This is a genomic window from uncultured Adlercreutzia sp. (assembly GCF_958431955.1).
Classification (GTDB): Bacteria; Actinomycetota; Coriobacteriia; order Coriobacteriales; family Eggerthellaceae; genus Adlercreutzia.
In genome coordinates this window covers 45353-66750 of the sequence record NZ_CAUASN010000012.1, presented here as the reverse complement: position 1 = coordinate 66750, position 21398 = coordinate 45353, and the positions used below count along the sequence as shown (strand labels likewise).

The window sequence follows — 21398 nt, the reverse complement described above, 5'->3', positions numbered from 1 at the left end:
AGTAGCCGTAGCGCACCGAGTCGAAGCGGGCCAGGTTGCTGAAGGCCTCGCAGGGGCCCAGCACGTAGTAGGCGCTCATGGCCGCCTGGGCGTGGGGCAGATCCACCTCCACCAGCTCGGCGCCCATCTTCTCCAGCGCCGCGGCGGCCTCCTCCACCTTCGCGCGCACCTCGGACGCGAGGCCCTCGGCGTCCATGAACGCGGGCACGATGCCCACGCGCAGGCCGGCCGCTCCCTCGGCGAGGTTCGCCGTGAAGTCCACGTCGCACGGCTGGCTCGTGCAGTCCAGCTCGTCGCGGCCCGCCAGGGCGTTCAGGACAAGCGCCGCGTCCTCCACCGTGCGGGCGAAGGGGCCCACCTGGTCGAGCGAGCTGCCGAAGGCCACCACGCCGTAGCGCGAGACCACGCCGTAGGTTGGCTTCACGCCCACCAAGCCGCAGAAGGCGCCGGGCTGGCGGATGGAGCCGCCGGTGTCGGAGCCGAGGGTCACGGGCACGAGGCCCGCCGCCACGGCCGCCGCGCTGCCGCCCGAGGAGCCGCCGGGCACGCGTCCCAGATCCCACGGGTTGCGGGTGGGCCCGAAGGCCGAGGTCTCGGTGGAGGATCCAAAGGCGAACTCGTCCATGTTCAGCTTGCCGATGGGCAGAGCACCCGCGCGCAGCGTGTTCTCCACACAGGTGGCGGTGTAGGGCGACACATAGTCGCGCAGCATGTTCGACGCGCAGGTGGTGTGGGTGCCCGTGAGGTTCATGTTGTCCTTGTAGCCCACCGGCACGCCGGCGAGCGGCCCCATCTCAGCCAGGCGCCCCTCGGCAATGGCCGCGTCGATGCGGGCGGCGGCGTCGAGCGCCAGCTCGGGCGTGGTCTCCAGGAACGAGTGCACCGTCTCATCAGCCGCGGCGATGCGCTCGAAGGTGCCGCGGGCCACCTCGGCGGCCGAGAACTCCTTGGCAGCGAGGCCGGCCTGGATCTCGCGAATGGACATCTCTCCGAAAGTGCGGGCCATTAGCGGTCACCCCCCTCGCCCAGGATGGATGGGATGAGGAAGCTTCCATCCTGCTGCTTCGGGGCGTTCTCCAGCGCCACTTCCTGAGTGAAGCTGCCGCGGACCTCATCATCGCGCATGACGTTGGAAAGGTCGCCGATGGGATGGAAGGTGGGCGGCACGCCGTCGAGATCGAACTCGGTGATGGGCGCAAGACTGTCGATGATGGCGTTGAGGTCGGCGGTCATGGTGACGACCTCCTCCGCCTCAAGGCCGATGCGCGCGTACTCGGCGATGCCCCGCACGTCGGCCTCGGAAAGATGCTGCGTCATAGAAACGGGCTCCTTCTATGAGAAGTTCAGTGATCTAGCCGTCCCATAATATCAAAGACCCCGTGCTTTAGCGGCGGCGTTCAGGGCGGTTTGGGTGATGGGCTCGCCCTCGGGCACATAAACGGCCAGGCAGGGAAAGCTCGGCTTGGCGGACATGAGAGCACCCGGCTCCAAGCCGAACGACTCTTCCAGGTGCGCGAGAACCGACCGCACGTTGGCCTTGGTCATGCCCGCGCGGCGCAAGGGCGAGACGACCCCCGCCTCGGCAAGTGCCTTGAAGCCGGGGCGGCGCTCGGGGTCGTCGGAGGCGTTGGTGCCGTCCACGATGACCGCGAACCCGTCGGCTGCGGCGGCACGGCGCACCGCATCGAAGATGAAGCGCTTGCAATGGTAGCAGCGGTCGGGCGGGTTCTCGCAGATATCGGATTGCGCGAGCACGTCGGCTTCCACCACCGTGAGGGGCACGTCGAGCGCCTCGGCCACACGCCGCGCGTCATCCAATTCGAAAGAGGGCTGGAAGGCGGTCTTCACCAGATAGGCGCGCACCTCATTGCCCGCGAGCTTCGCCGCCGCCAGCAGAAGCGACGAGTCGCAGCCGCCCGAGAAGGCCACGGCCAGCTTCGGCTCGCGCAGCAAGTACATCTCCAGCGGTTCGCCGAACAGGTGCTGGCCGGGCCCCACGTCCTCGGTATCCTCGGCGACGTGTGTCTCGTAGTCAGTTCCCATGGCCCTAGCGCAGCGTAATGCCCTCGGGCAGCTCGACGGCCCGCCAGTCGTCGGCGGCGTCCTCGTCGCGCTCGACAACCTCCTCGACCACCGCCGGCTTCTCCTCCTGGTCGCTGCCGAAGGCGGCACGGAAGGCATCCACGTGCATGCGAGGTACGGCGAACACCACCCGGGACACCGCACCGGGATGCTCGTCGATCCACGCGCGGATAAGCCCGATCACCTGCTCGGACGAATACCCGTTGCGCCCGCAGCCGAAGGCGCCCATGATGAGCGTCTGCACGTCGTTGGCGGCCGCGATACGGAAGATGGCCTCGATGCGATCGGCGAGCGCCTTGTCGCACTCGCGCTCGGAGCGATGGTTCTCCAGCGCATAGGCACGGATGGGCTCGGCAATGACCAGCACGTCGGCGCGGCGCGTATCCCCCTCGCGGGAGAACAGCACCTCGGGCACGTACAGGGCGCGGTCGGTGAACAGCGAGCCACGGCGGTAGTCGCGGTTCTTATTGTAGAAGTCGCGCTTGTGAGCCTGAAGCACCGGGTACAAGTTGCTCTCGGAGCACAGGATCTGCTCGGGGCCGAAGGCTCCGTCCTCGTAGGCGCCGCCGGGTCGCGTGAAGGCGCCGGGGTCCACGATCATCGTCTTGCCCTCGCCGTCGCGGTACAGCGCCTCGGGGGCAAACGACGTCACCACCTTGGTGACGGTCTCGGTCGCCGTCGGCGCAGCAGCAGCGCCGTCATCGGCAGCAGCCTCCGCCGCTTCCGTAGCCTCTGCCGCCTCGGCCATCTCCTCAGCCACGGCAGCTTCTTCGCGCGCCTCCTCGTTGCCCGCCTGGGCTGCGTCGGCGTCGGCCTCGGCCATCGACGCGGCTCCCTTCGCGGCAGCTGTCGCCTCGGCGCCCCACAGCAGCGTGCGGCCCTCCCCCTCCTCGTAGATGCGCGCGTTCTCGATGGCCTCGCCAGTCTCACGTCCGAAGGCTGCCTTCATCAGCCCCGTATGCCGCGCCGCCTCGCGCCGCCGCTCCTCGCGCTGCGCCTCACGATCGGGTCGTGCGCCCCTGCGCTCGCGATCATCCCCATGTCCGTTGAAACCCGCCATGCCGCGCTCCTTTCTACCAAAGTGATGCAGCCGAGAGAGCTGCACCTCCCTCGCTCCTACACGTTAAATTTAAAGTGCATCACGTCGCCGTCCTGGACGACGTAGTCCTTGCCCTCCTGGCGCAGTTTGCCCGCGTCGCGGCAGCCCTTTTCGCCACCGAGGGCCACGTAGTCCTCGAAGCTGGCCGTCTCGGCCTTGATGAAGCCGCGCTCGAAGTCGGTGTGGATGACGCCGGCGGCCTGGGGGGCCTTCGCGCCCACGGGGATGGTCCAGGCGCGGGTCTCGGTCTCGCCGCTCGTGAAGTAGCTCTGCAGGCCCAGAAGCGCGTAGGCCTCGCGGATGAGGCGGGCCAAGCCGCTCTCGTTAAGCCCGAGGGCCTCCATGTACTCCTTCGCCTCGGCCGGGTCCATCTCGGCCAGCTCGGCGATGTCGGCCTCCACCTTCGCGGAGATGGGCACGGGCACACAGCCGTCGATCTCCGGCAGTTCGGCATCCACCGCGTCCTCGTCCACATTCGCAATGTAGAGCATCGGCTTCATGGTGAGCAGGTGCAGCTCGTAGATGGCCGCCACCTCGTCGTCGGAAAGTCCCAGCGTACGGGCGCGATGACCCTCGTTCAAGCCTGCGAGCACCTTCTTGGCCGCCTCCAGCTTCGCCACGCCGGCCTTGTCGCGCTTGGCCTCCTTCTCCAGGCGCGGAATGGCCTTCTCCACCGTGGCGATGTCGGCCAGGATGAGCTCAGTCTTGATGGTATCCACGTCGGATTGCGGGTCCACCTTGCCGGCCACATGGGTCACGTCCGGATCGCCGAAGAAGCGCACCACCTCGGCGATGGCATCGGTCTCGCGGATGTTGGCGAGGAACTGGTTGCCGAGGCCCTCACCCTGGGAGGCGCCGGCCACCAGTCCCGCGATGTCCACGAACTCCACCGTGGCAGGCACGATCTTCGCCGGGTGGTCGATCTCGGCCAGCGCGTCCAAGCGCTCGTCGGGCACCGGCACGATGCCCACGTTGGGCTCGATGGTGGCGAACGGGTAGTTGGCGGCCAGACCGCCCTTGTTGGTCATCGCCGTGAACAGCGTGGACTTGCCGACATTCGGCAGCCCCACGATACCGATTGAGAGAGCCATGAAAAATTCCTCACTACCAGAGCGTTCAAAGATCAGGTCATTATACGGCTAAATCGCCGCGCGCCGCGCCGTCCGGCCACGCTATCGCGAAATATCCTCCATAAGCGAGAGGATCTCCTGCTGGGAATGCACGTCCATCTTGGTGTAGATGTTGCGCTTGTGCACCTTGACCGTGTTGTAGGAAATGAACAGCGCCTCCTGGATGGACACCGCGTTCCGGCCGCTCGCCAGCAGACGCAGCACATCGGCCTCCCGCTCCGTCAACCCGAAGCGCTCGCGGGCCACCGCCACCCTCTCGTCGAGCGAGGCCCCCTCGGAGGCGGACGAGACGGCAACGCGCCCCATGGCGTCGACATCGGAGTCGGTGAGAACGAACAGGGTGATCGCGGCGAAGGCGATCAGGCATACCAGCACCACAACCTGGGACCATGCTCCGCCGTCGGCAAGGGAGAACAGACGTCCGGCCACGGCGAATCCGGCGAAGTACCCGAGAAACTGGGAGGCGAGCACAATGCCCATGGGCCCCACGATGTCACGGCCCCCCAGGTAAACGGCATGCAGGGCAATCGCCCACGTTCCCAAGAAGGCCAGAAATCGCGCGAGGAGCAGCATCGAGTCGGCAACGAGGTACAGCGGCTCGAAAGACAGCAGGGCCAGCCCCATGGAGGCCACCAGGCACAAGACGATAATCCGGTAGAGCAGCGTTACCACGCTCCCGATGCGACGGTCGAGGCGATGGAGCGCCCAGGCCAGGGCGCCGATGATCGCAGCGCAGATGAGCACAGCGACGATCTGATGCGTGAACCGCGTGTGAGTCCCGGGAAAGAGGAGCACGGCACCGCGCTGCACCATGAATCCCGCGACATACTCGACGATGAACGAGGTGACGAGCGCGAATGCCGCGAGCTTGGCCAGCGTCGGACGAGCCGGCTCAACAGGACTGTGGGCCTCCGACACCATCTCGCGTTGGGCAGCGAGCAGCACGAACGACCCCACCAGCATGGCAAGCGAGATCACCGCCGTCACACCCGGCACCCCGATCACCTTGCTCGAAAAATGGACGGCAAGGTAGCACCCCAGGGCTATGAGCATGTCGACGAGAACGATGCCCACCGTCTCACGCGGGTCGTAGCACGACAGGACGAGCACCCACATCATGATGAGCACCGCAATGCCCACGCCGATCACCGCTCCCAGCCCGTAGCAGGCCGCAACGCTCGTCATGGGAACGAGCCCGACGATGCCCGTGCATACCGCCGCGGCCGCTGTCACCAGGGCGATGCCGACAAGAGCCCGGCGCGATCCGAGATGCCCCTCGAGGAATCGGAGCGGAAAGCAGAAGCTCGCAAACGAGAAAGCAGCCGCCAGCGTGGCCGAGCAGAACAGAGGGTCGAAGGACAGCGATCTCTGGCCGAAAAACGGCCCCGACATCACCCCGCCCCGCAAGAGCAGCGAGACTATCCAGCCCAGCAGCAGCCCCAGCCCGGCGCACGTCGCCATTCGGACGGGCAGGCCGCCCCGGCGCGCAGATGCGCCGTCGCACAGCGACGCCATATCGTGCTTCTCTTCCATCATCCCTCCCAAACGATACAGTTCCAGTATAGCAGGCGCTCCCTGCAAGCCCAAGCGGCCCGATCCGCCGCCTAGCCCCGCGCGGCCGAAGGCCCCGATGCGCCATGCGGGCACCGGAGCCTTCGGGCAAGGAGGTACGAGCGCGACGGGCGGCCGGAACACGGGGAGGGGGAGGTGTCCTGCGGCCGCGGCGTCGGCTTAAGCGGTTATTCGCACCAGGGCTCGAGGGCCGCCGCCTCGCGGCCGGCGATGCGGCCGGTGGTGCAGGCCTGCACAAGGCCGCCGATGGAATAGAAGGTAGAGTTGAAGGAGCCGAACTCGCCAGTGCTGTACAGACGGGGGATGGGTTCCTTGCGCACCGAGATGGTCTGGCACTTGCCGTTGCGGCGCGGACCGCCCTCGGTGAAGTCCATGGTCCACATCAGTTCGATGGCGTAGTAGGGGCCGTTCTCGTCGAGCGGCACCAGGTTGGGCGCATCGCGCAAGAACTCCGGATCATGGCCGTCGGCGCAGTACTGGTTGAAGGTGGCGACCGTCTCGACCAGGTTGTCGGCGTTCACGCCGGCCACATGGCACTCGTCGGTGGCGCAGGGGGCGTCGCCGGTCATCTGGGCGGCCAGCTCCTCCAGCGTGTCCCCCTTCCACATCCAGCCCTTCTCGATGACCTCCTCGTTCGTCATGCCGGTGATCATGTTATGGGCATCGTAGTAGGTCTGGCCGAACACGGCGAACATGGGCAGGTGGATGTAATCGGAGGTGCAATCCGGATCGAACTTCTGCACCTGGGTGGAGCGGCTCTGGTCGAAGGTCTTGTCGAAGGCGAACTTCGTGGAGACGTCGAAGGCCTCCTTATGGTTCTGATCGTGGGCGTAGATGTAGCTCTCGTTCATGAAGCGCTTGCCGTGGCGGCCGACGAAGATGTGAGGCTCGGTGACCTTGGCGCCGAACGTGCCCTTCTCGGGAGAAGTGGCCTGGTGCAACTCGCGGGAGGGAGCCGGGAAGCCCATGCCGCCGTAGTGGAACTCGTTCATGTGCCACAGGTCGGCGCCCACCTCCATCACCATGGGGAAGCCGTCGCCGGTGTTGCAGGGGTTGCCGCCGCCGATGAGATGGATGCCCGGGATGTTGTAATCGTAGAACATGCGGGGGTTGCGCTCGTAGCCGCCGATGGCCATGATCACGCCACGCTTGGCCTTGAACGACGTCTCCTTGCCCTTCACCTCGGCGATGACACCCAGGATCTCCTTCGTGTCGGGGTTCTGCACGAGACGCACCGCCGGCGTATCCAGGCGCACGTCGATGCCGCGGGCCTCGGCGGCCGTGTTCAGGTCGTTGTACAGGTTCAGGCCGCTCTTGCCCGACACCGGGTAACCCTCACGCTGGAACGAGGGATGGGTGTGGCCGTCGGTCGGCTGATCGACCCAGTCGATTTCCACGCCGTAGTCGCTCGTGATCCAGTCGGTGATGTCGGAGGCCTCCTGCAGCACCGGACGAATCTCCTCGGCAGAGGCACCGCACTGCAGCGTGGCGTGCACGTAGCGCTCGACCCACTCGTCCACATCGGCGCCGGGCGAGTCGTGCAGGCAGCCGGAGGACTTGCCCATGTTGCCGCCGTTGCGCATCGTGTCCTTCTCGAGCGCGATCACCGTGGCACCGCTGTCCTGGGCCGACATGGCGGCCACAATGCCCGATCCGCCGAAGCCCACGACGATGACGTCGGCCTCCTCGTCCCACTCGGTCGGCACGCCGCCGGTGAGCGCGAGCTCGGGACCGGCATCCTCGCCTTGGGCTTGCGGCGCGCAGCCGACGACCCCCGCCGCCGCGGCGCCGGCGAGCACGGCGGCACCGGCCGTCAAGAAGCTGCGGCGCGAAACCATCGATTCAGTCATAGTAGAACCTTTCCCTCTTTCCCTCCGTTGGGAAGCTTTTCCTGGGGCGGCGCCCGACCTCTTTGCCGGACGAGCCGCCGTGGCCCGAATCTAAGCCCGAAGCACGGTGACGCGCATACCCCCGACAAGGCGAAAAGAGGGGAAATTTCCTAACCCGAAGAGGGTTACCACTCTATGATCTGGTGTTTCTCAGGCCAAAGAAGAGGGCGCCCCGTCGAGGCGCCCTCCGCGCAGTGCATTTTCGTTCCCCTTCGAAACGCAAGAGAGGCGCCCTGCGCGGCGCCTCCCCTGCCTGTCCGAATCCCAATCCGGATGACTACATGGAGAACATGCCGAACTGGGCGGCCACGTAGGCCACGAGGATCACGATCACGAGCACCGGGGCGATGTACTTGATCATGACCGACCAGGCGCCGGCGGCCTTGAAAGGCGCCGAGATGCGCACCTCGTCGATGATGGCCTTGGGCTTGATGATCCAGCCGACGAAGATGCAGGTGAGCAGCGCCACGATGGGCATCATCACCGAGTTGGAGATGAAGTCGGCGAAATCGAGCATGCTAGAGCCTTCGCCCAAAGGCTCGATGAAGGCCAGGCCGTTGTAGCCGGCGTTGATGAAGGCGCCCGCCACCACCACGAAGGCGATGACGATGCCCAGCGCCTTCGCGCGGGTGCACTTCATGCCGTCCTGCACGATAGACACGAGCGTCTCGGTGAGCGAGATGGCGCTCGTGAGGGCCGCGAACAGCACCAGCAGGAAGAACACGAAGCCGATGATGGCCGCCATGCCGCCCATGTCCACGAACACGCTCGGCAGCGTGATGAACATGAGGGACGGTCCCGCGCTGCCCGCCACGGCCTCGCCCGACCCCATGGCCACGAAGGCCGCCGGCACGATCATGAGGCCGGCGAGGAACGACACGCCGATGTCGAAGCCGCCGATGCGTACCACCGAGGAGGTGAGCGAGTCCTTCTTGTTCAGGTAGGAGCCGTAGGTGATCATGATGCCCATGGCCAGCGACAGGCTGTAGAACATCTGGCCCAGGGCGCTGATGACCAGCTCGGCCGAGAACTTCGAGAAGTCAGGCGTGAGGTAGTACAGCGCGCCGTCCACGGCGCCGGGCATCGTGAGCGTGTAGATGGCGATGGCCACGGCCATGACGATGAGCGCCGGCATCATGAAGAGGTTCGCCTTCTCGATACCGCCCTTCACGCCGAGGCCCACCACGATGAACACGAGGATCATGAACACGAGCATCCACAGGTAACTCTCGAACGGGCTCGTGATGAAGCCGGAGAAGAAGTCGCCGCCATCGGCCAGCGCCTCGGCGCCGGCTCCCAGGTACGACACGGTGTACTTCGTCACCCAGCCGCCGATGATGCAGTAGTACGGGGTGATGATGAACGGCACCGCCGAGGCGAGCACCCCGATGAAGGTGAACTTCTTGCCGAAGCTCGAGAACGCGCCGATGGCGGACTGACCGGTCTTGCGGCCGAGCGCCGTCTCGAGCAGCAGCAGCGATACGCCGAAGGTGAACACCAGCACCAGATAGGTGATGAGGAAGGTGCCGCCGCCGTACTTCGCCGCCAGATAGGGGAAGCGCCACATGTTCCCCAGGCCCACGGCCGAGGCGGCCGCAGCCAAGATGAAGGCCCACTTGCCGGACCAGGAGGCTCGTTTCTCCATAGTTGAACCCTTTCTTTCCCATTTCCGAGGCGTCCCCACGCCTCTGCCCAGATATAAGGAACGGGCGGCTGCATCGCGCTCGCGGTGCAGCCGCCCGTCGAAACCGTGTGATTATATCGTGAAACACCCCGCCTGCCGCCGCTTTTTCGGGAAAAAGGAGCCGCGGGCTACTCGAACAGCTCGGCGGCGCGCTCCAGCTCGCTCACGATGGCGATGTGCTGGGGGCAGACGCTCTCGCAGGCGCCGCACTGGATGCACGCGCTCGCCTTGCCATCGCCGGCGTTCCAGTTGTAGTTCTCCTGGGCCCGGTAGGCATCCCCCATCTGGTCGTAGATGTTGAGCGACTGCATGATGGTGTTGATGTGCACGCCCTCGGGACACCCTTTCATGCAGTAGCGGCAGTCGGTGCAGGGCACGCCGGGCAGGGCCGCAAGCGCCGCGCGGGCCGCGTCGATCACCTCGTACTCCCCCGCCGTGAGCGGCACGCCGTCGCGCAGGATAGCCGCGTTCTCGGCCACCATCTCCGGCGTGTTCATGCCCGACAGCACTGCGATCACATTCGGCAATGAGGCCGCGAAGCGCAGCGCCCACGACGCGATGGGCGCCCCGGGCTCGGCCGCGCGCAGGATGTCGGCCACGGCATCGGGCAGGCGCACGAGCGTGCCGCCCTTCACCGGCTCCATGATGACCACGGGAAGGCCGCGCTCCTGGCACACCTCGTAGCACTTGCGCGACTGGATGATCTCGCTCTCCCAGTCGATGTAGTTGATCTGCAGCTGCACGAAATCGACGTCGGGATGGGCGTCGAGCACGCGTTCGAGCTCCTCGGCGTTGTCGTGGATGGAGAACCCGAAGTTGCGGATCTTCCCCTCGGCCTTCTTCTGGGCGCAGAACTCCCACAGGCCGTACTCCTCGAAAGGCGGCGTGAGCGACTCGCCCAGGTTGTGCAGCAGGTAGTAGTCGAAGTAATCGACCCCGCACTCGCGCAGCGACTTGTCGAACATGGCCCGGGCGTGGTCGGCGTTGCTCGCGAGCCACGCCGGCAGCTTGGTGGCCAGCTGGAACGAGTCGCGCGGGTAGCGCTCCACGAGCGCTTTTTTCAGCGCCCACTCCGACTTGCCGCCGTGATAGCCGCGGGCCGAGTCGAAGTACGTGAACCCCGCGTCCATGAAGATGTCCACGAGCTCGCAGCATTTGCCGATGTCGATGGACGTGGGATCGTCCGCGTCCGTCAGCGGCAGGCGCATGAACCCGAACCCGAGCGGCGCCAGCTTTCCCGTCTCCTCCATACTGTCCCCCTTAGTTTTATGCGCATGCGCAAATTGTCGATGGAGACATCATAGCACGGGAACGCCCCCACGGAGGGGCGGGCGAAGCCGCACCGGCTAGTACGCCACGCTCCAGAAGATGAGGCCGCGCGCCGGGGCGTTCTCGCCGGCTGCCTGGCGGTCGCGGGCGGCGAGCACTTCGGCCACCCAGTCGGGGGTGCGCTGGCCACGGCCCACCATGACGAGCGTGCCCACGATGGTGCGCACCATGGAGTGCAGAAACGCGTTGCCCCGCACGGTGATGACGCGGTGCGGCTCGCCGAGGATCTCCTCGGAGGCGATGGATATCTCGCTCACGTTGCGGCACGTGGGCTTGCCCACCGCCGAGGCGGCCATGCAGAAGCTCTTGAAGTCGTGCTCGCCGATAAGGTGGGCCGCCCCCCGCTCCATGGCGGCAATATCCAGGTTCGGGCCCACGTACCAGGCGGTGCGCTCGGTGAACACCGGCGGGGTGTCGCCCGTGGCCAAGAAGTACTTGTACTCGCGCCACTGGGCGTCGAAGCGGGCGGAGAAGCCCCGTGGCCGCTCGTCCACCGAGCGCACCACGATGCCCTCGCCGGTGAGCGCGTTCAGCGAGCGGCGCAGGGTGTGCAGCGCGCGGTCGCGCAGCTCGAGCGTGTCCACATCGAAGGACACCACCTGGCCGCGGGCATGCACGCCGGCGTCGGTACGGCCGGCGCACACCACGTCCACGGGCCGGCGAAGCAGAAGCGCCAGAGCCTCTTCCAACTCCCCCTGCACCGTGCGCTGCCCCGGCTGCTTCGCAAAGCCGGCGAAGGGCGCGCCGTCGTAGGTCACGGTGCACGACAGCGTCTGCTCCCGGGCGCACTCCGCCGCACGCTCCTCCAGAGTGGGACGATGGATCTCTTCCACTACGCGATCATCACTTCCTGGTCGAACAGGTCGCGGATCTCGGCGCGCATGACCACCGACTGGGCGTCCACCGACACGGGCAGCTCGGCGCGGAACTTACGGCCGTCTGCCTGCTGCACCATGAGCACTACGGCATCGCGGCCCGGATACGAGCTCAAGATGCGGCTGAGGTGCGCCGAGCGGTTCTGGTCGAAGGTGCGCGAGGGCACCGACAGCTCCAGGTGGCGCGGACGGGCGTCCTCCTCCCGCAGTTCCAGCGCCTCCAGCTCGAAGGCCATGATCTGGCTGCCGCGGTCGTTCACCTCGAACTTGCCCTTCACCTTCGCGATGACGTCTTCCTGGATGACCTGGGCGTTCTCGTCGTACTTGAAGCAGATGCACTCGCAGGAGCCGGTCGTGTCCTCCAGGGTGAAGGTGGCCATCTTGGTGCCGCGCTTCGTCAGCTTCACCACCACGTTCGAGATCATGCCCACGAACACCGCGTTGCGGATCTCCTTGGTGCGCTCGGACAGATCGCCCATGGTGAACTTCGACAGACGCGAGATGGTGCCCTCGTAGGGGGCCAGGGGATGCTCGGACACGTAGATGCCCATGATCTCCTTCTCGTAGGCGAGCTTGGTGCGCTTGTCCCATTCCACGCCGTCGGGAGCAGGCACGTCCTCCTGGAAGCCCGAGTCGGCGTCGTCGGCGAACATGTCGAACATGGACACCTGGCCGCGGTCGCGGTCCTTCTGGCGCTTGGCCGCGCCCTCGAGCAGCGGCGTCTCCTCGATGAAGTACATCATCTGCTTGCGGGTGTAGCCCGTGGAGTCGAAGGCGCCGCCCTTGATGAGCGCTTCCAAGGTCTTGCGGTTGTAGGCCTTGGCGTCCACGCGGTTCACGAAGTCGTGCAGCGACGAGAAGGGGCCGTTCTCCTCGCGCTCGGCGATGATGGCGTCGGCCACGCTCTGACCCACGCCGCGCACGCCCACCAAGCCGAAGCGGATGCCCTCGTCCACCGGCGTGAACTCCGCGCGCGACGAGTTGATGTCCGGCGGCAGCACCGGCGTGCCGTTGTGGTTGCAGCTGGCGATGTAGCGGATGAGCCGGTCGGTGTTGCCCATGTAGCTCGTGAGCACGGCGGCCATGAAGTCGTTCGGGTAGTGCGCCTTCAAATAGGCCGTGCGCATCACGAGGATGGCGTAGGCGGCCGAGTGCGACTTGTTGAAGGCGTACTTCGCGAACTTCTCGGCGTCGTCCCAGATCTTCTCGGCGATCTCCAGGGCGTAGCCATTCTCCACCGCACCGGAGTTCCAGTCGGCCTGCAGCTGGCGCATGACGTCGATCTTCTTCTTGCCCATGGCCTTGCGCAGCTTGTCGGCCTTGCCGGCGGAGAAGCCCGACATGGCCATGGACACCTGCATGATCTGCTCTTGGTAGACCATGGTGCCGAAGGTCTCCTCCAGGATGGGGCGCAGGCGATCGTCGTAGTAGTGGGCCGGCGTCTTGCCGCTGGCCACCTGGATGTAGTCCTCCACCATGCCGGACTCCAGCGGGCCCGGGCGGTTCAGGGCGATGGAGGCCACGACGTCAGAGAAGCGCGTGGGTGGCAGGCGTGCGAAGAGGCTCACGTACAGGGAGCCCTCCACCTGGAACAGGCCGTCCATGTTGCCGGACTGCATCAGCTTGAAGGCGAGCGGGTCGTCGGTGGGAATCTCCTCGGGGACGATCTTCTGGCCGGTGCGCTCCTCGATGTTGCGGCAGGCGATGGACAGCACGTCCAAGGTGCGCAGGCCGAGGAAGTCCATCTTCAGAAGGCCCAGATCGGGCGTGTAGTGGCCGTCGTACTGGGTGATGATGCCGCCGCCCTTGGTGTCGCGCTTCATGGGCACGTGATCGCTCATGGGGTCGCGGCAGATGATGGTAGCGCAGGCGTGCACGCCCTCGCCGCGCACGTGGCCCTCGATGGAGCGGGCCGCGTCGATGATGGTCTTCACGTCGGGCTCGGTCTCGTAGGCCTTCTTCAGGTCGGGGTTCGTCTCGAGCGCCTTGTCGATGGTGATGCCCAGCTCATCGCCGATCATCTTGCAGATGCGGTCGCCCAGGCCGTAGGCGGCCTTGCGGGCGTCGTCGGAGGAGAGCCCCTGGCCCATCTGCAGGGTGCCCGACAGCACGCGGGCCGTGTCGCGCACGGCGTTTTTGGCCTGCAGGGTGCCGAAGGTGATCACCTGGGACACGTGGTCCTCGCCGTAGACGTCCTTGATGTGCTGGATCACCTCTTCGCGGCGGCCCTGCTCGAAGTCGACGTCGATATCGGGCATCTCCACGCGCTCGGGCGAGAGGAATCGCTCGAACAGCAGGCCGTTGGGCAGCGGGTCCAAGTCGGTGATGCCCATGGCGTAGGCCACGATGGCGCCTGCCGCCGAGCCGCGGCCCGGCCCCACGCCGATGCCCTGGGAACGGGCCCACTCGATGTACTCCTGCACGATGAGGAAGTAGGCCGGGAAGCCCTGCTGGATGATGACGCTCATCTCGTAGTCGGCGCGCTCCTGGGCCTCGGCGGGCACCGGGTCGCCGTAGCGCTTCACGAGGCCCTCCTGCACGCGCTTGCGGAACCACGACTCCTCGGTCTCGCCCTCGGGCAGGGGGAAGCGCGGCAGGATGGAGTCGCGCTCGAGCACCACGTGGCACTTCTCGGCCACTTCCACCGTGTTGTCGCAGGCCTCGGGGAACTCGGCCATGGCCTCGCGCATTTCCTCTTCGGTCTTCATGTAGAACTGGTCGTTCTCGAACTTCATGCGCTTCTCGTCGTTCACCATGGCGCCGGTGCCGATGCACAGCATGATGTCCTGGGCGCGCGCGTCCTCCTTCAGGAGGTAGTGGAAGTCGTTGGTGGCGATGGTCTTGAGCCCCGCCGCCTTGGCCACGGCGGTCAGCTGGTGGTTGAGCTCGGTCTGGGTGAAGCCGGCGTCGGTGCGGATGCCCTGGTTCTGCAGCTCGATGTAGAAGTCGCCCTCATCGAAGCAGCTGGCGAACTTCTTCGCCCACTCCACCGCGTCGTCGAAGCGGCGGTCGTCCAGAAGCTTGGGGATGATGCCGGCGATGCAGGCCGACGAGCCGATGATGCCGTGGCCGTACTTCTGCAGCATGCTGAACGTGGTGCGCGGCTTGTAGTAGAAGTTGTCCACGTGCGACTCGCTCACGAGCTTCAGCAGGTTGTGGTAGCCCTCGTTGGTCTTCGCCAGCAGCAGCAGGTGGTACAGCTTCGGCTTCACGTCCTTGCGCAGCGACTCGTCGGTGGTGAAGTACACCTCGCAACCGAAAATGGGCTTCACGCGCTTGCCCGTCTCCTTCTCCACCGCGTCGCACGCGTCGGAGAGCTCCACCATGCCCGACATGACGCCGTGGTCGGTGACGGCCACCGCCGGCATGTCCAGCTCGGCGGCGCGGCGCACCATGTCCTTGATGTGCGTGAGGCCGTCGAGCAGCGAGTACTCGGTGTGGTTGTGCAAGTGTACGAATGCCATAGGGTGTCCGCCCCTTCAGTCGGGTCTCGGCGCACGGAGTTCGGTTGTAGTGGGTTATGCGCGCATATCGTGTCATGCTGGGCCGAGAAGGGTACTCGCCGCAAGCGCCGAAGCGCTCACGCGACCCCGCGCGGCCGCTCTCAAGTTCCGTCAGTTTTCTCGGGTGCCATGATACCAGCCCCCACACTCCAAGCGTGCGAACAAACGGTGGGTTTTGCATGGAATACAGCAGCGGTCTTCCCTCCCCGCACTCGCCTCCCTGCGGGAACCTCCCTCAAACTAAGAGGGGCGCCCCGGGTGGGACGCCCCTCAAAACAGGCTCAAATGCTTGCGGGCTCGCTTGCCGGCGGCCGCGCCCCGAAGGACGCCCTCGCTAGGCGGCGGCTCCGCTCACGTGCTTCAGCTGCGCCTCGCACCACTCCAGCTTCTTCTGGTTGGTGACGAGGGTGGCCTGATCCTGCGGATCGTCGGACGAGCCGAGATCCGCGATAATCGCGCGGCATTCATCGGCCTCGGCCTTCACGGCCTCGGCGTCGATGTCCTCCACGGCGGTTCCGAAACGGGCGAGCACCGTCACCTGGTCGTCCAGAACCGACGTCGCGCCGCCCATGACCAGGAACTGCCTCTTGTCCTGCTCGTTCTCCCCGACGGTCAGCGTCACGACGCCGCCCTCGCGGTTGAGCGAGACCGCCAGCTCGTGGCCGGGCAGCACACCGAAGTAGCCGTCCGCGCCGGGAATGCTGGCATAGGAGACCTCGCCCTGGAACAGAGCGCGATCCGGAAGGGCCACCGTGCAGCGCATAACGGCCATTAGTTGCCGTCCTTCTGCATGGCGTCGTAGGCCTCGTAGACCTGCTCGATGGCGCCCTTGTTCACGAAGCACTGCTCCGGAATGTGGTCGCACTTGCCGTCCAAGATCTCCTTGAAGGAGCGCACGGTGTCCTCGACCTTCACGTACACACCGGGCAGACCCGTGAAGACCTCGGCCACGTGGAAGGGCTGGCCCAGGAACTTCTGCACCTTACGGGCGCGGTTCACGGTCAGCTTCTGGTCCTCGGACAGCTCGTCCATACCCAGAATGGCGATGATGTCCTGCAGGTCCTTGTACTGCTGCAGGATCTGCTGCACGCCCATGGCCACGTCGTAGTGCTCCTGGCCGACGATCTCGGGATCGAGGGCGCGGGAGGTGGACTCCAGCGGGTCCACAGCCGGGTAGATGCCGAGCTCGGCGATACCGCGGGAGAGAACCGTCTTGGCGTCCAAGTGGGTGAACGTGGTGGCAGGAGCCGGGTCGGTCAGGTCGTCGGCGGGCACGTAGACGGCCTGCACCGACGTGATGGAGCCGGTCTGCGTGGAGCAGATGCGCTCCTGCAGATCACCCATCTCGGTAGCCAGCGTCGGCTGATAGCCCACGGCAGAGGGCATACGGCCGAGAAGTGCGGACACCTCGGAGCCGGCCTGGGTGAAGCGGAAGATGTTGTCGATGAACAACAGCACGTCCTGGCCCTGATCGCGGAAGTACTCCGCCTCGGTCAGGCCCGCCAGACCCACGCGCAGACGGGCTCCGGGAGGCTCATTCATCTGGCCGTACACCAGACAGGTCTTCTCGATAACGCCGGAATCGGTCATCTCGAGGTAGAGGTCGGTACCCTCGCGGGTACGCTCGCCCACGCCGGTGAACACGGAGGTGCCGCCGTGCTCCTGGGCCAGGTTGTTGATGAGCTCCTGGATGCACACCGTCTTGCCCACGCCGGCGCCGCCGAACAGACCCGTCTTGCCGCCCTTCACGTAGGGCTCGATCAGGTCGACGACCTTAATGCCGGTCTCGAAGGTCTCAGTGGTGGTCACCAGGGTGTCGAACGGCGGGGCCGGATGGTGAATCGGGCGCCACTCGACGTCTTCGGGCATGGGCTTGCCGTCGACGGGCTCGCCTAGCACGTTCCAAATACGGCCCAGGGTCGCCTTGCCCACGGGCATCATGATGGGGGCGCCGGTGTCGTGCGCCTCCAGGCCGCGCACCATGCCGTCGGTCGACGTCATGGCGACGGTACGGACGATGTCGCCGGGCAGGTGCGTCTGCACCTCGAGCACGGTGGACACTTCGCCCGAGGGGGTTTGTGCCTTCACGGTAAGGGCGTTGTAGATGGCCGGCATGGCGTCTGCCGGGAACTCCACATCCACAACGGCGCCGACGATACGGACGATGCGTCCGGTGGCGCCTCCCTTGGCCGCTTCAGTAGAAGTGTTATCAGCCATTTAATCCTCCAAAGCTGCGGCACCGCCCACGATCTCGGTGATCTCCGTGGTAATGGCGCCCTGGCGCACGGTGTTGTACACGCGCTCCAGGGTGGAGACCATCTCGTTCGCGTTATCGGTAGCCGATTTCATCGCGTTGCGGCGAGCGCCTTGTTCGCCCGCTGCGGAATCGAGCATCGCGTAGAAGAACGCGTTGTTCAGGTAGGCGTTCATCATGTAGGACATGACCGACTCCGTGCTCGGCTCGAAGTCGATGTCGCCCGGGATGGCAGAGTCGTCCTTTTCGCGGAAGGACTTGAACACGTCCTCCTCCTTGGCCTTAAGACCCAGAAGGTCCGCGTAGGACTCCTCTTTCACCGGCAGCACCTGCTGCTCCACCAAGGTCTGCTCGGCGGCGTTCTTCGCGTGGTTGTACACGATGAACACCTCGTCGAGCTTGCCCTCGGCGTAAGCCTGCATCACGTAGCCGGACAGCTCGGCCGCCTGAGCGAACTCGGGGTCGGCCGAATAGCCCGCGAAGGAGAAGACCGGCTCGATGCCGCGGTAGGTGAAGTAGCCGATGGCCTTCTTGCCACAGGCAGCCACCTCCACCTCGGCACCCTCGCGCTGCTTGAGCTTCATGAGCTTCTCCACGTAGCGAAGCACGTTGGTGTTGAAACCGCCGGCGAGGCCTCGGTCCGAGGTGACGGCGACGATGAGCACGCGCTTCACCTCGTCGTGGACCTGCAGCAGCGGCTCGTTATCCAAATGAGCGTACTTTGCCGTGCTGATGAGCATGTCTGAGATGGCGACCGCCCAAGGCAGCGCGTTGTCCACGCGCTCGGAAGCACGGCGAATCTTGGCAGCCGCGACCATTTCCATGGTACGCGTGATCTGCTTCGTCGAGGAGACGGATTTGATTCGCCGTTCGATGTCGTGTAGGTTGGGCATGGTCTACCTACCTTACGCTGTGGCGTCGAAGGACTGCTTGAAGGCGGCGATAGCCTCCTTCATGGCGGTCTCGGTCTCGGCGGTCAGCTTCTTCTCCTTGTTGATCGTCTCGATGATCTCCGGCTTGGAAGCGCGGATGGAGGCGAGCAGCTCGGTGCGGAAGCGGACCACGGCATCCAGCGGCAGATCGTCGAGGAAGCCCTCGTTGCCGGCGAAGATGGCGATGACCTGCTCGGCCACGGGCATCGGGTTGTAACGGCCCTGCTTCAGAAGCTCCGTCATGTGGGAGCCGCGGGTCAGCTGGTCCTGCGTGGCCTTGTCCAGGTCGCTGCCGAACTGGGTGAAGGCCTGCAGCTCGCGGTAGCTCGCGAGGTCCAGACGCAGGGAGCCGGCCACCTGCTTCATGGCCTTGATCTGCGCGGAGCCGCCGACTCGGGACACGGAAATGCCCACGTCGACAGCCGGGCGCTGGCCCTGGAAGAACAGGTCGGTCTGCAGGAAGATCTGACCGTCGGTGATGGAGATCACGTTGGTCGGAATGTAGGCAGACACGTCGCCGGCCTGGGTCTCGATGATCGGCAGAGCCGTCATGGAGCCGCCGCCGTTCTCGTCGGACATCTTCACCGCGCGCTCCAGCAGGCGGGAGTGCAGGTAGAACACGTCGCCGGGATAGGCCTCGCGTCCGGGCGGGCGGCGCAGGGTCAGCGACATCTGGCGGTAGGCCACGGCCTGCTTGGACAGGTCATCGTAGACGATGAGCACCGCGCGGCCGCGGTTCTCGGCGTCGGCGGGCTTGCCGTTCTCGCCGTTGTAGACGAAGTACTCGCCCATGGCGGCGCCGGCCATCGGCGCGATGTACTGCAGCGGAGCCGAGTCGGAAGCGGTGGCGGCCACGATGATGGTGTTCTTCATGGCGCCGTGGCGCTCGAGGGTCTCCACCACGCCGGCCACCGTGGAGGCCTTCTGGCCGATGGCGACGTAGATGCAGATCATGTCCTGATCTTTTTGGTTGATGATGGCGTCGATGGCGATAGCCGTCTTGCCGGTCTGGCGGTCGCCGATGATGAGCTCGCGCTGGCCGCGGCCGATCGGCACCATGGAGTCGATGGCCAAGATACCGGTCTGCATGGGCTCGTTCACGGGCTGGCGGGAGATAACGCCCGGAGCCTTGAACTCCACGGGGCGCGTGCCCTCGGCCTTAATGGGACCCTTGCCGTCGATCGGCTGGCCGAGCGGGTTCACCACGCGGCCGAGCATGGACTCGCCGGCGGGAACCTCCACGATACGGCCGGTCGTGCGGACCTGGTCGTTTTCCTTGATTGCGGTGACGTCACCCAGAAGCACGGCGCCGACCTCGTCCTCTTCGAGGTTCTGGGCCAGACCGTACACGGTCTTGCCGCCCTCTCCGATGAACTCGAGCAGCTCACCGGCCATGGCATCGCGGAGACCGTCGACGCGCGCAATGCCGTCGCCGACCTGGATGACCGTGCCCACCTCGCGGGACTCGACGCTGACGGTCAGCGACTCGAGCTGCTTCTTCAGCGCGGCGTCAATGGACTGTGCGGTGATTTCAGTCACTAGCATTCACCTCCATCTGTTGTGTCTTTGAGGACGTTGCGGGCACGGTTGAGCTGCGAGATCATGCTCGCGTCAATGTAGTTGCCGTCAACGTCCATGATGATGCCGCCCAAGATAGACTTGTCGATGCGCTCGCGCAGCACCGCCTTCTTGCCCAGGTCAGCCTCTGCTTTTTCCGTAATAAGTTGGCGCAGCCCGTCGTCGAGGGGCACCGCGGTGGTCACGTCCACCACGCAGATCCCCAAACGCTCGCCGATCAGCGCGCGGAACTCGTCGTTCACCCGGGGCAGCAGGTCGGCCTGGCCGCGCTCGGCCATGACCGCCAGCACCTCGCGGAACGCCACGTGCGTATCGGCGAAGACGTTCTCCACCAGCGCGCGGCGCTGCTCAGGGGTGAAATCGGGGTTCGAGAGCGCCATGGTGAGATCCAGGTCGGCGCGCATGGCGCGGATGACCTCGGCCATCTGCTCGCGCACCTCCAGGACGCCCTCCTGGCCGGCGGCCTCGTTGGCGCTGTCGAAGAGCACCGACGCGAAGACGGCGACTTCCTCTTTGACGACGAGACGATTAGTTGCCATTGAAGCTCCCTGCCTCTTTGACGTAGCGCTCGATGATGGCGCGGTGCTCGCCCTCGGTCAGGTCCTGGCCGATGAGACGGGACGCGACATCCACCGACGTGTCGGCGATCGAGGACTGGAGCTCGGCCACGGCGGCCTTCTTCTCGGCCTCGATGGCGGCCTTCGCCTTGGCGATCATGTCGGCCGCCTCGGTCTGGGCCTGGGCGGTGATGTCGGCCTTCACGGCCTCGCCCACCGCACGGGCGTCGGCGATGATCTGAGCCGACTGGGTCTTGGCGTCGGCCAGCTGCTGCTGGTACTCCGCAAGCACGCGCTCGCTCTCGATCTGAGCCTCTTCGGACTTCTTCAGAGCCTCGCGGATGGTGTTCTCGCGCTTCTCGAGCATGCCGGCGAACATGGGCCAGCCGAACTTCGCGAGAATGATCCACAGGATGATGAAGGCGATGAGCATGGGGATGAACTCCGCCATGTCGGGGAGAATGGCGGACAGACCGCCCGACTCCTCCTCGCTAGCAAACGCGAGCGCAGGGAAAGCAGCGTTCAGGGCCACGGCGCCGAAGGCGACCTTGGCCACTGCTTTGTTCGCTCTTGTCTTCACGTGCATACCTCTTTCTTGCCTCTGCAGGCTTCCGAATTGATTGATGAGACGGATTTAGAGGATGAACGCGAGCACGAAGCCGATGAGGGCCAGGGCCTCGGCCAGAGCGGCGCCGATGATGAAGTTGGTGAACAGACGGCCCTGCACCTCGGGCTGGCGGGCGGTGCCCACGCAGCAGCCGTAGCAGGCGATGCCGATGCCCAGGCCGGGGCCGATGGTGGCCAGGCCGTAGCCGACGAGCTTCAGCGCAGCGATGACGAAAACAGTTTCCACAATTTCCTCCTTAAAGGTCGTTTTTGAGCCTGTTTCCCAAAAACACTTAACGGATATGGTC

General features: G+C 65.7%; 18 protein-coding genes. All 18 read right to left on the bottom strand.

Going from position 1 to position 21398, the window contains the following annotated elements; translation table 11 throughout:
• On the bottom strand, nucleotides 1-1006 hold a 1006-nt coding region (locus tag Q5064_RS05525), incomplete at its 3' end, for an amidase (protein WP_302962909.1).
• The gene (gatC, locus tag Q5064_RS05520; RefSeq protein WP_302962908.1) at nucleotides 1006-1317 is read right to left on the bottom strand and encodes an Asp-tRNA(Asn)/Glu-tRNA(Gln) amidotransferase subunit GatC; all 312 of its coding nucleotides are present in this window, start codon (nucleotides 1315-1317) and stop codon (nucleotides 1006-1008) included. The genes Q5064_RS05525 and gatC, both read right to left, overlap by 1 nt.
• Nucleotides 1318-1368: 51 nt before the next feature.
• A complete protein-coding gene (locus Q5064_RS05515; protein WP_302962907.1) occupies nucleotides 1369-2043 on the bottom strand; it encodes an asparagine synthase-related protein in 675 nt (224 codons plus the stop codon).
• 4 nt (nucleotides 2044-2047) lie between these two features.
• Nucleotides 2048-3142, bottom strand: coding sequence for a TIGR02452 family protein (locus Q5064_RS05510; RefSeq protein WP_302962906.1), 1095 nt, complete (start codon nucleotides 3140-3142; stop codon nucleotides 2048-2050).
• 56 nt (nucleotides 3143-3198) lie between these two features.
• A complete protein-coding gene (ychF, locus tag Q5064_RS05505; protein WP_302962905.1) occupies nucleotides 3199-4272 on the bottom strand; it encodes a redox-regulated ATPase YchF in 1074 nt (357 codons plus the stop codon).
• An 81-nt stretch (nucleotides 4273-4353) separates the two neighbouring features.
• A complete protein-coding gene (locus Q5064_RS05500) occupies nucleotides 4354-5844 on the bottom strand; it encodes a LuxR family transcriptional regulator (protein ID WP_302962904.1) in 1491 nt (496 codons plus the stop codon).
• Nucleotides 5845-6050: 206 nt separating this feature from the next.
• Nucleotides 6051-7733 carry an FAD-binding protein gene (locus Q5064_RS05495; protein WP_302962903.1) on the bottom strand — a complete coding sequence of 561 codons (1683 nt, stop codon included), beginning with the start codon at nucleotides 7731-7733 and terminating at the stop codon, nucleotides 6051-6053.
• 316 nt (nucleotides 7734-8049) lie between these two features.
• The gene (locus Q5064_RS05490) at nucleotides 8050-9417 is read right to left on the bottom strand and encodes a sodium-dependent transporter (protein ID WP_302962902.1); all 1368 of its coding nucleotides are present in this window, start codon (nucleotides 9415-9417) and stop codon (nucleotides 8050-8052) included.
• A 167-nt stretch (nucleotides 9418-9584) separates the two neighbouring features.
• Complete coding sequence (locus tag Q5064_RS05485; protein ID WP_302962901.1) at nucleotides 9585-10706, bottom strand: aldo/keto reductase; 1122 nt, start codon at nucleotides 10704-10706, stop codon at nucleotides 9585-9587.
• Between the two features lie 96 nt (nucleotides 10707-10802).
• A complete protein-coding gene (gene truA, locus Q5064_RS05480; protein WP_302962900.1) occupies nucleotides 10803-11618 on the bottom strand; it encodes a tRNA pseudouridine(38-40) synthase TruA in 816 nt (271 codons plus the stop codon).
• Nucleotides 11618-15124 carry a DNA polymerase III subunit alpha gene (gene dnaE / locus Q5064_RS05475; RefSeq protein WP_302962899.1) on the bottom strand — a complete coding sequence of 1169 codons (3507 nt, stop codon included), beginning with the start codon at nucleotides 15122-15124 and terminating at the stop codon, nucleotides 11618-11620. Before dnaE ends, truA begins: the two co-directional genes overlap by 1 nt.
• 373 nt (nucleotides 15125-15497) lie before the next feature.
• Entirely contained in the window at nucleotides 15498-15935 is a 438-nt protein-coding gene (locus Q5064_RS05470) for a F0F1 ATP synthase subunit epsilon (protein ID WP_302962898.1), read from the bottom strand.
• Nucleotides 15935-17380 carry a F0F1 ATP synthase subunit beta gene (gene atpD, locus Q5064_RS05465; RefSeq protein ID WP_135970896.1) on the bottom strand — a complete coding sequence of 482 codons (1446 nt, stop codon included), beginning with the start codon at nucleotides 17378-17380 and terminating at the stop codon, nucleotides 15935-15937. Before atpD ends, Q5064_RS05470 begins: the two co-directional genes overlap by 1 nt.
• Nucleotides 17381-18310 carry an ATP synthase F1 subunit gamma gene (gene atpG / locus Q5064_RS05460; protein ID WP_135970895.1) on the bottom strand — a complete coding sequence of 310 codons (930 nt, stop codon included), beginning with the start codon at nucleotides 18308-18310 and terminating at the stop codon, nucleotides 17381-17383. It abuts the gene before it with no gap.
• Nucleotides 18311-18322: 12 nt separating this feature from the next.
• The gene (gene atpA / locus Q5064_RS05455) at nucleotides 18323-19894 is read right to left on the bottom strand and encodes a F0F1 ATP synthase subunit alpha (RefSeq protein ID WP_302962897.1); all 1572 of its coding nucleotides are present in this window, start codon (nucleotides 19892-19894) and stop codon (nucleotides 18323-18325) included.
• Nucleotides 19888-20466, bottom strand: coding sequence for an ATP synthase F1 subunit delta (gene atpH, locus Q5064_RS05450; protein WP_135970894.1), 579 nt, complete (start codon nucleotides 20464-20466; stop codon nucleotides 19888-19890). The genes atpA and atpH overlap by 7 nt, the downstream gene beginning before the upstream one ends.
• Complete coding sequence (atpF, locus tag Q5064_RS05445) at nucleotides 20456-21064, bottom strand: F0F1 ATP synthase subunit B (protein ID WP_035009254.1); 609 nt, start codon at nucleotides 21062-21064, stop codon at nucleotides 20456-20458. The genes atpH and atpF overlap by 11 nt, the downstream gene beginning before the upstream one ends.
• Before the next feature lie 54 nt (nucleotides 21065-21118).
• Nucleotides 21119-21337, bottom strand: coding sequence for an ATP synthase F0 subunit C (gene atpE / locus Q5064_RS05440; protein ID WP_016308481.1), 219 nt, complete (start codon nucleotides 21335-21337; stop codon nucleotides 21119-21121).
• Nucleotides 21338-21398 lie beyond the last annotated feature (61 nt).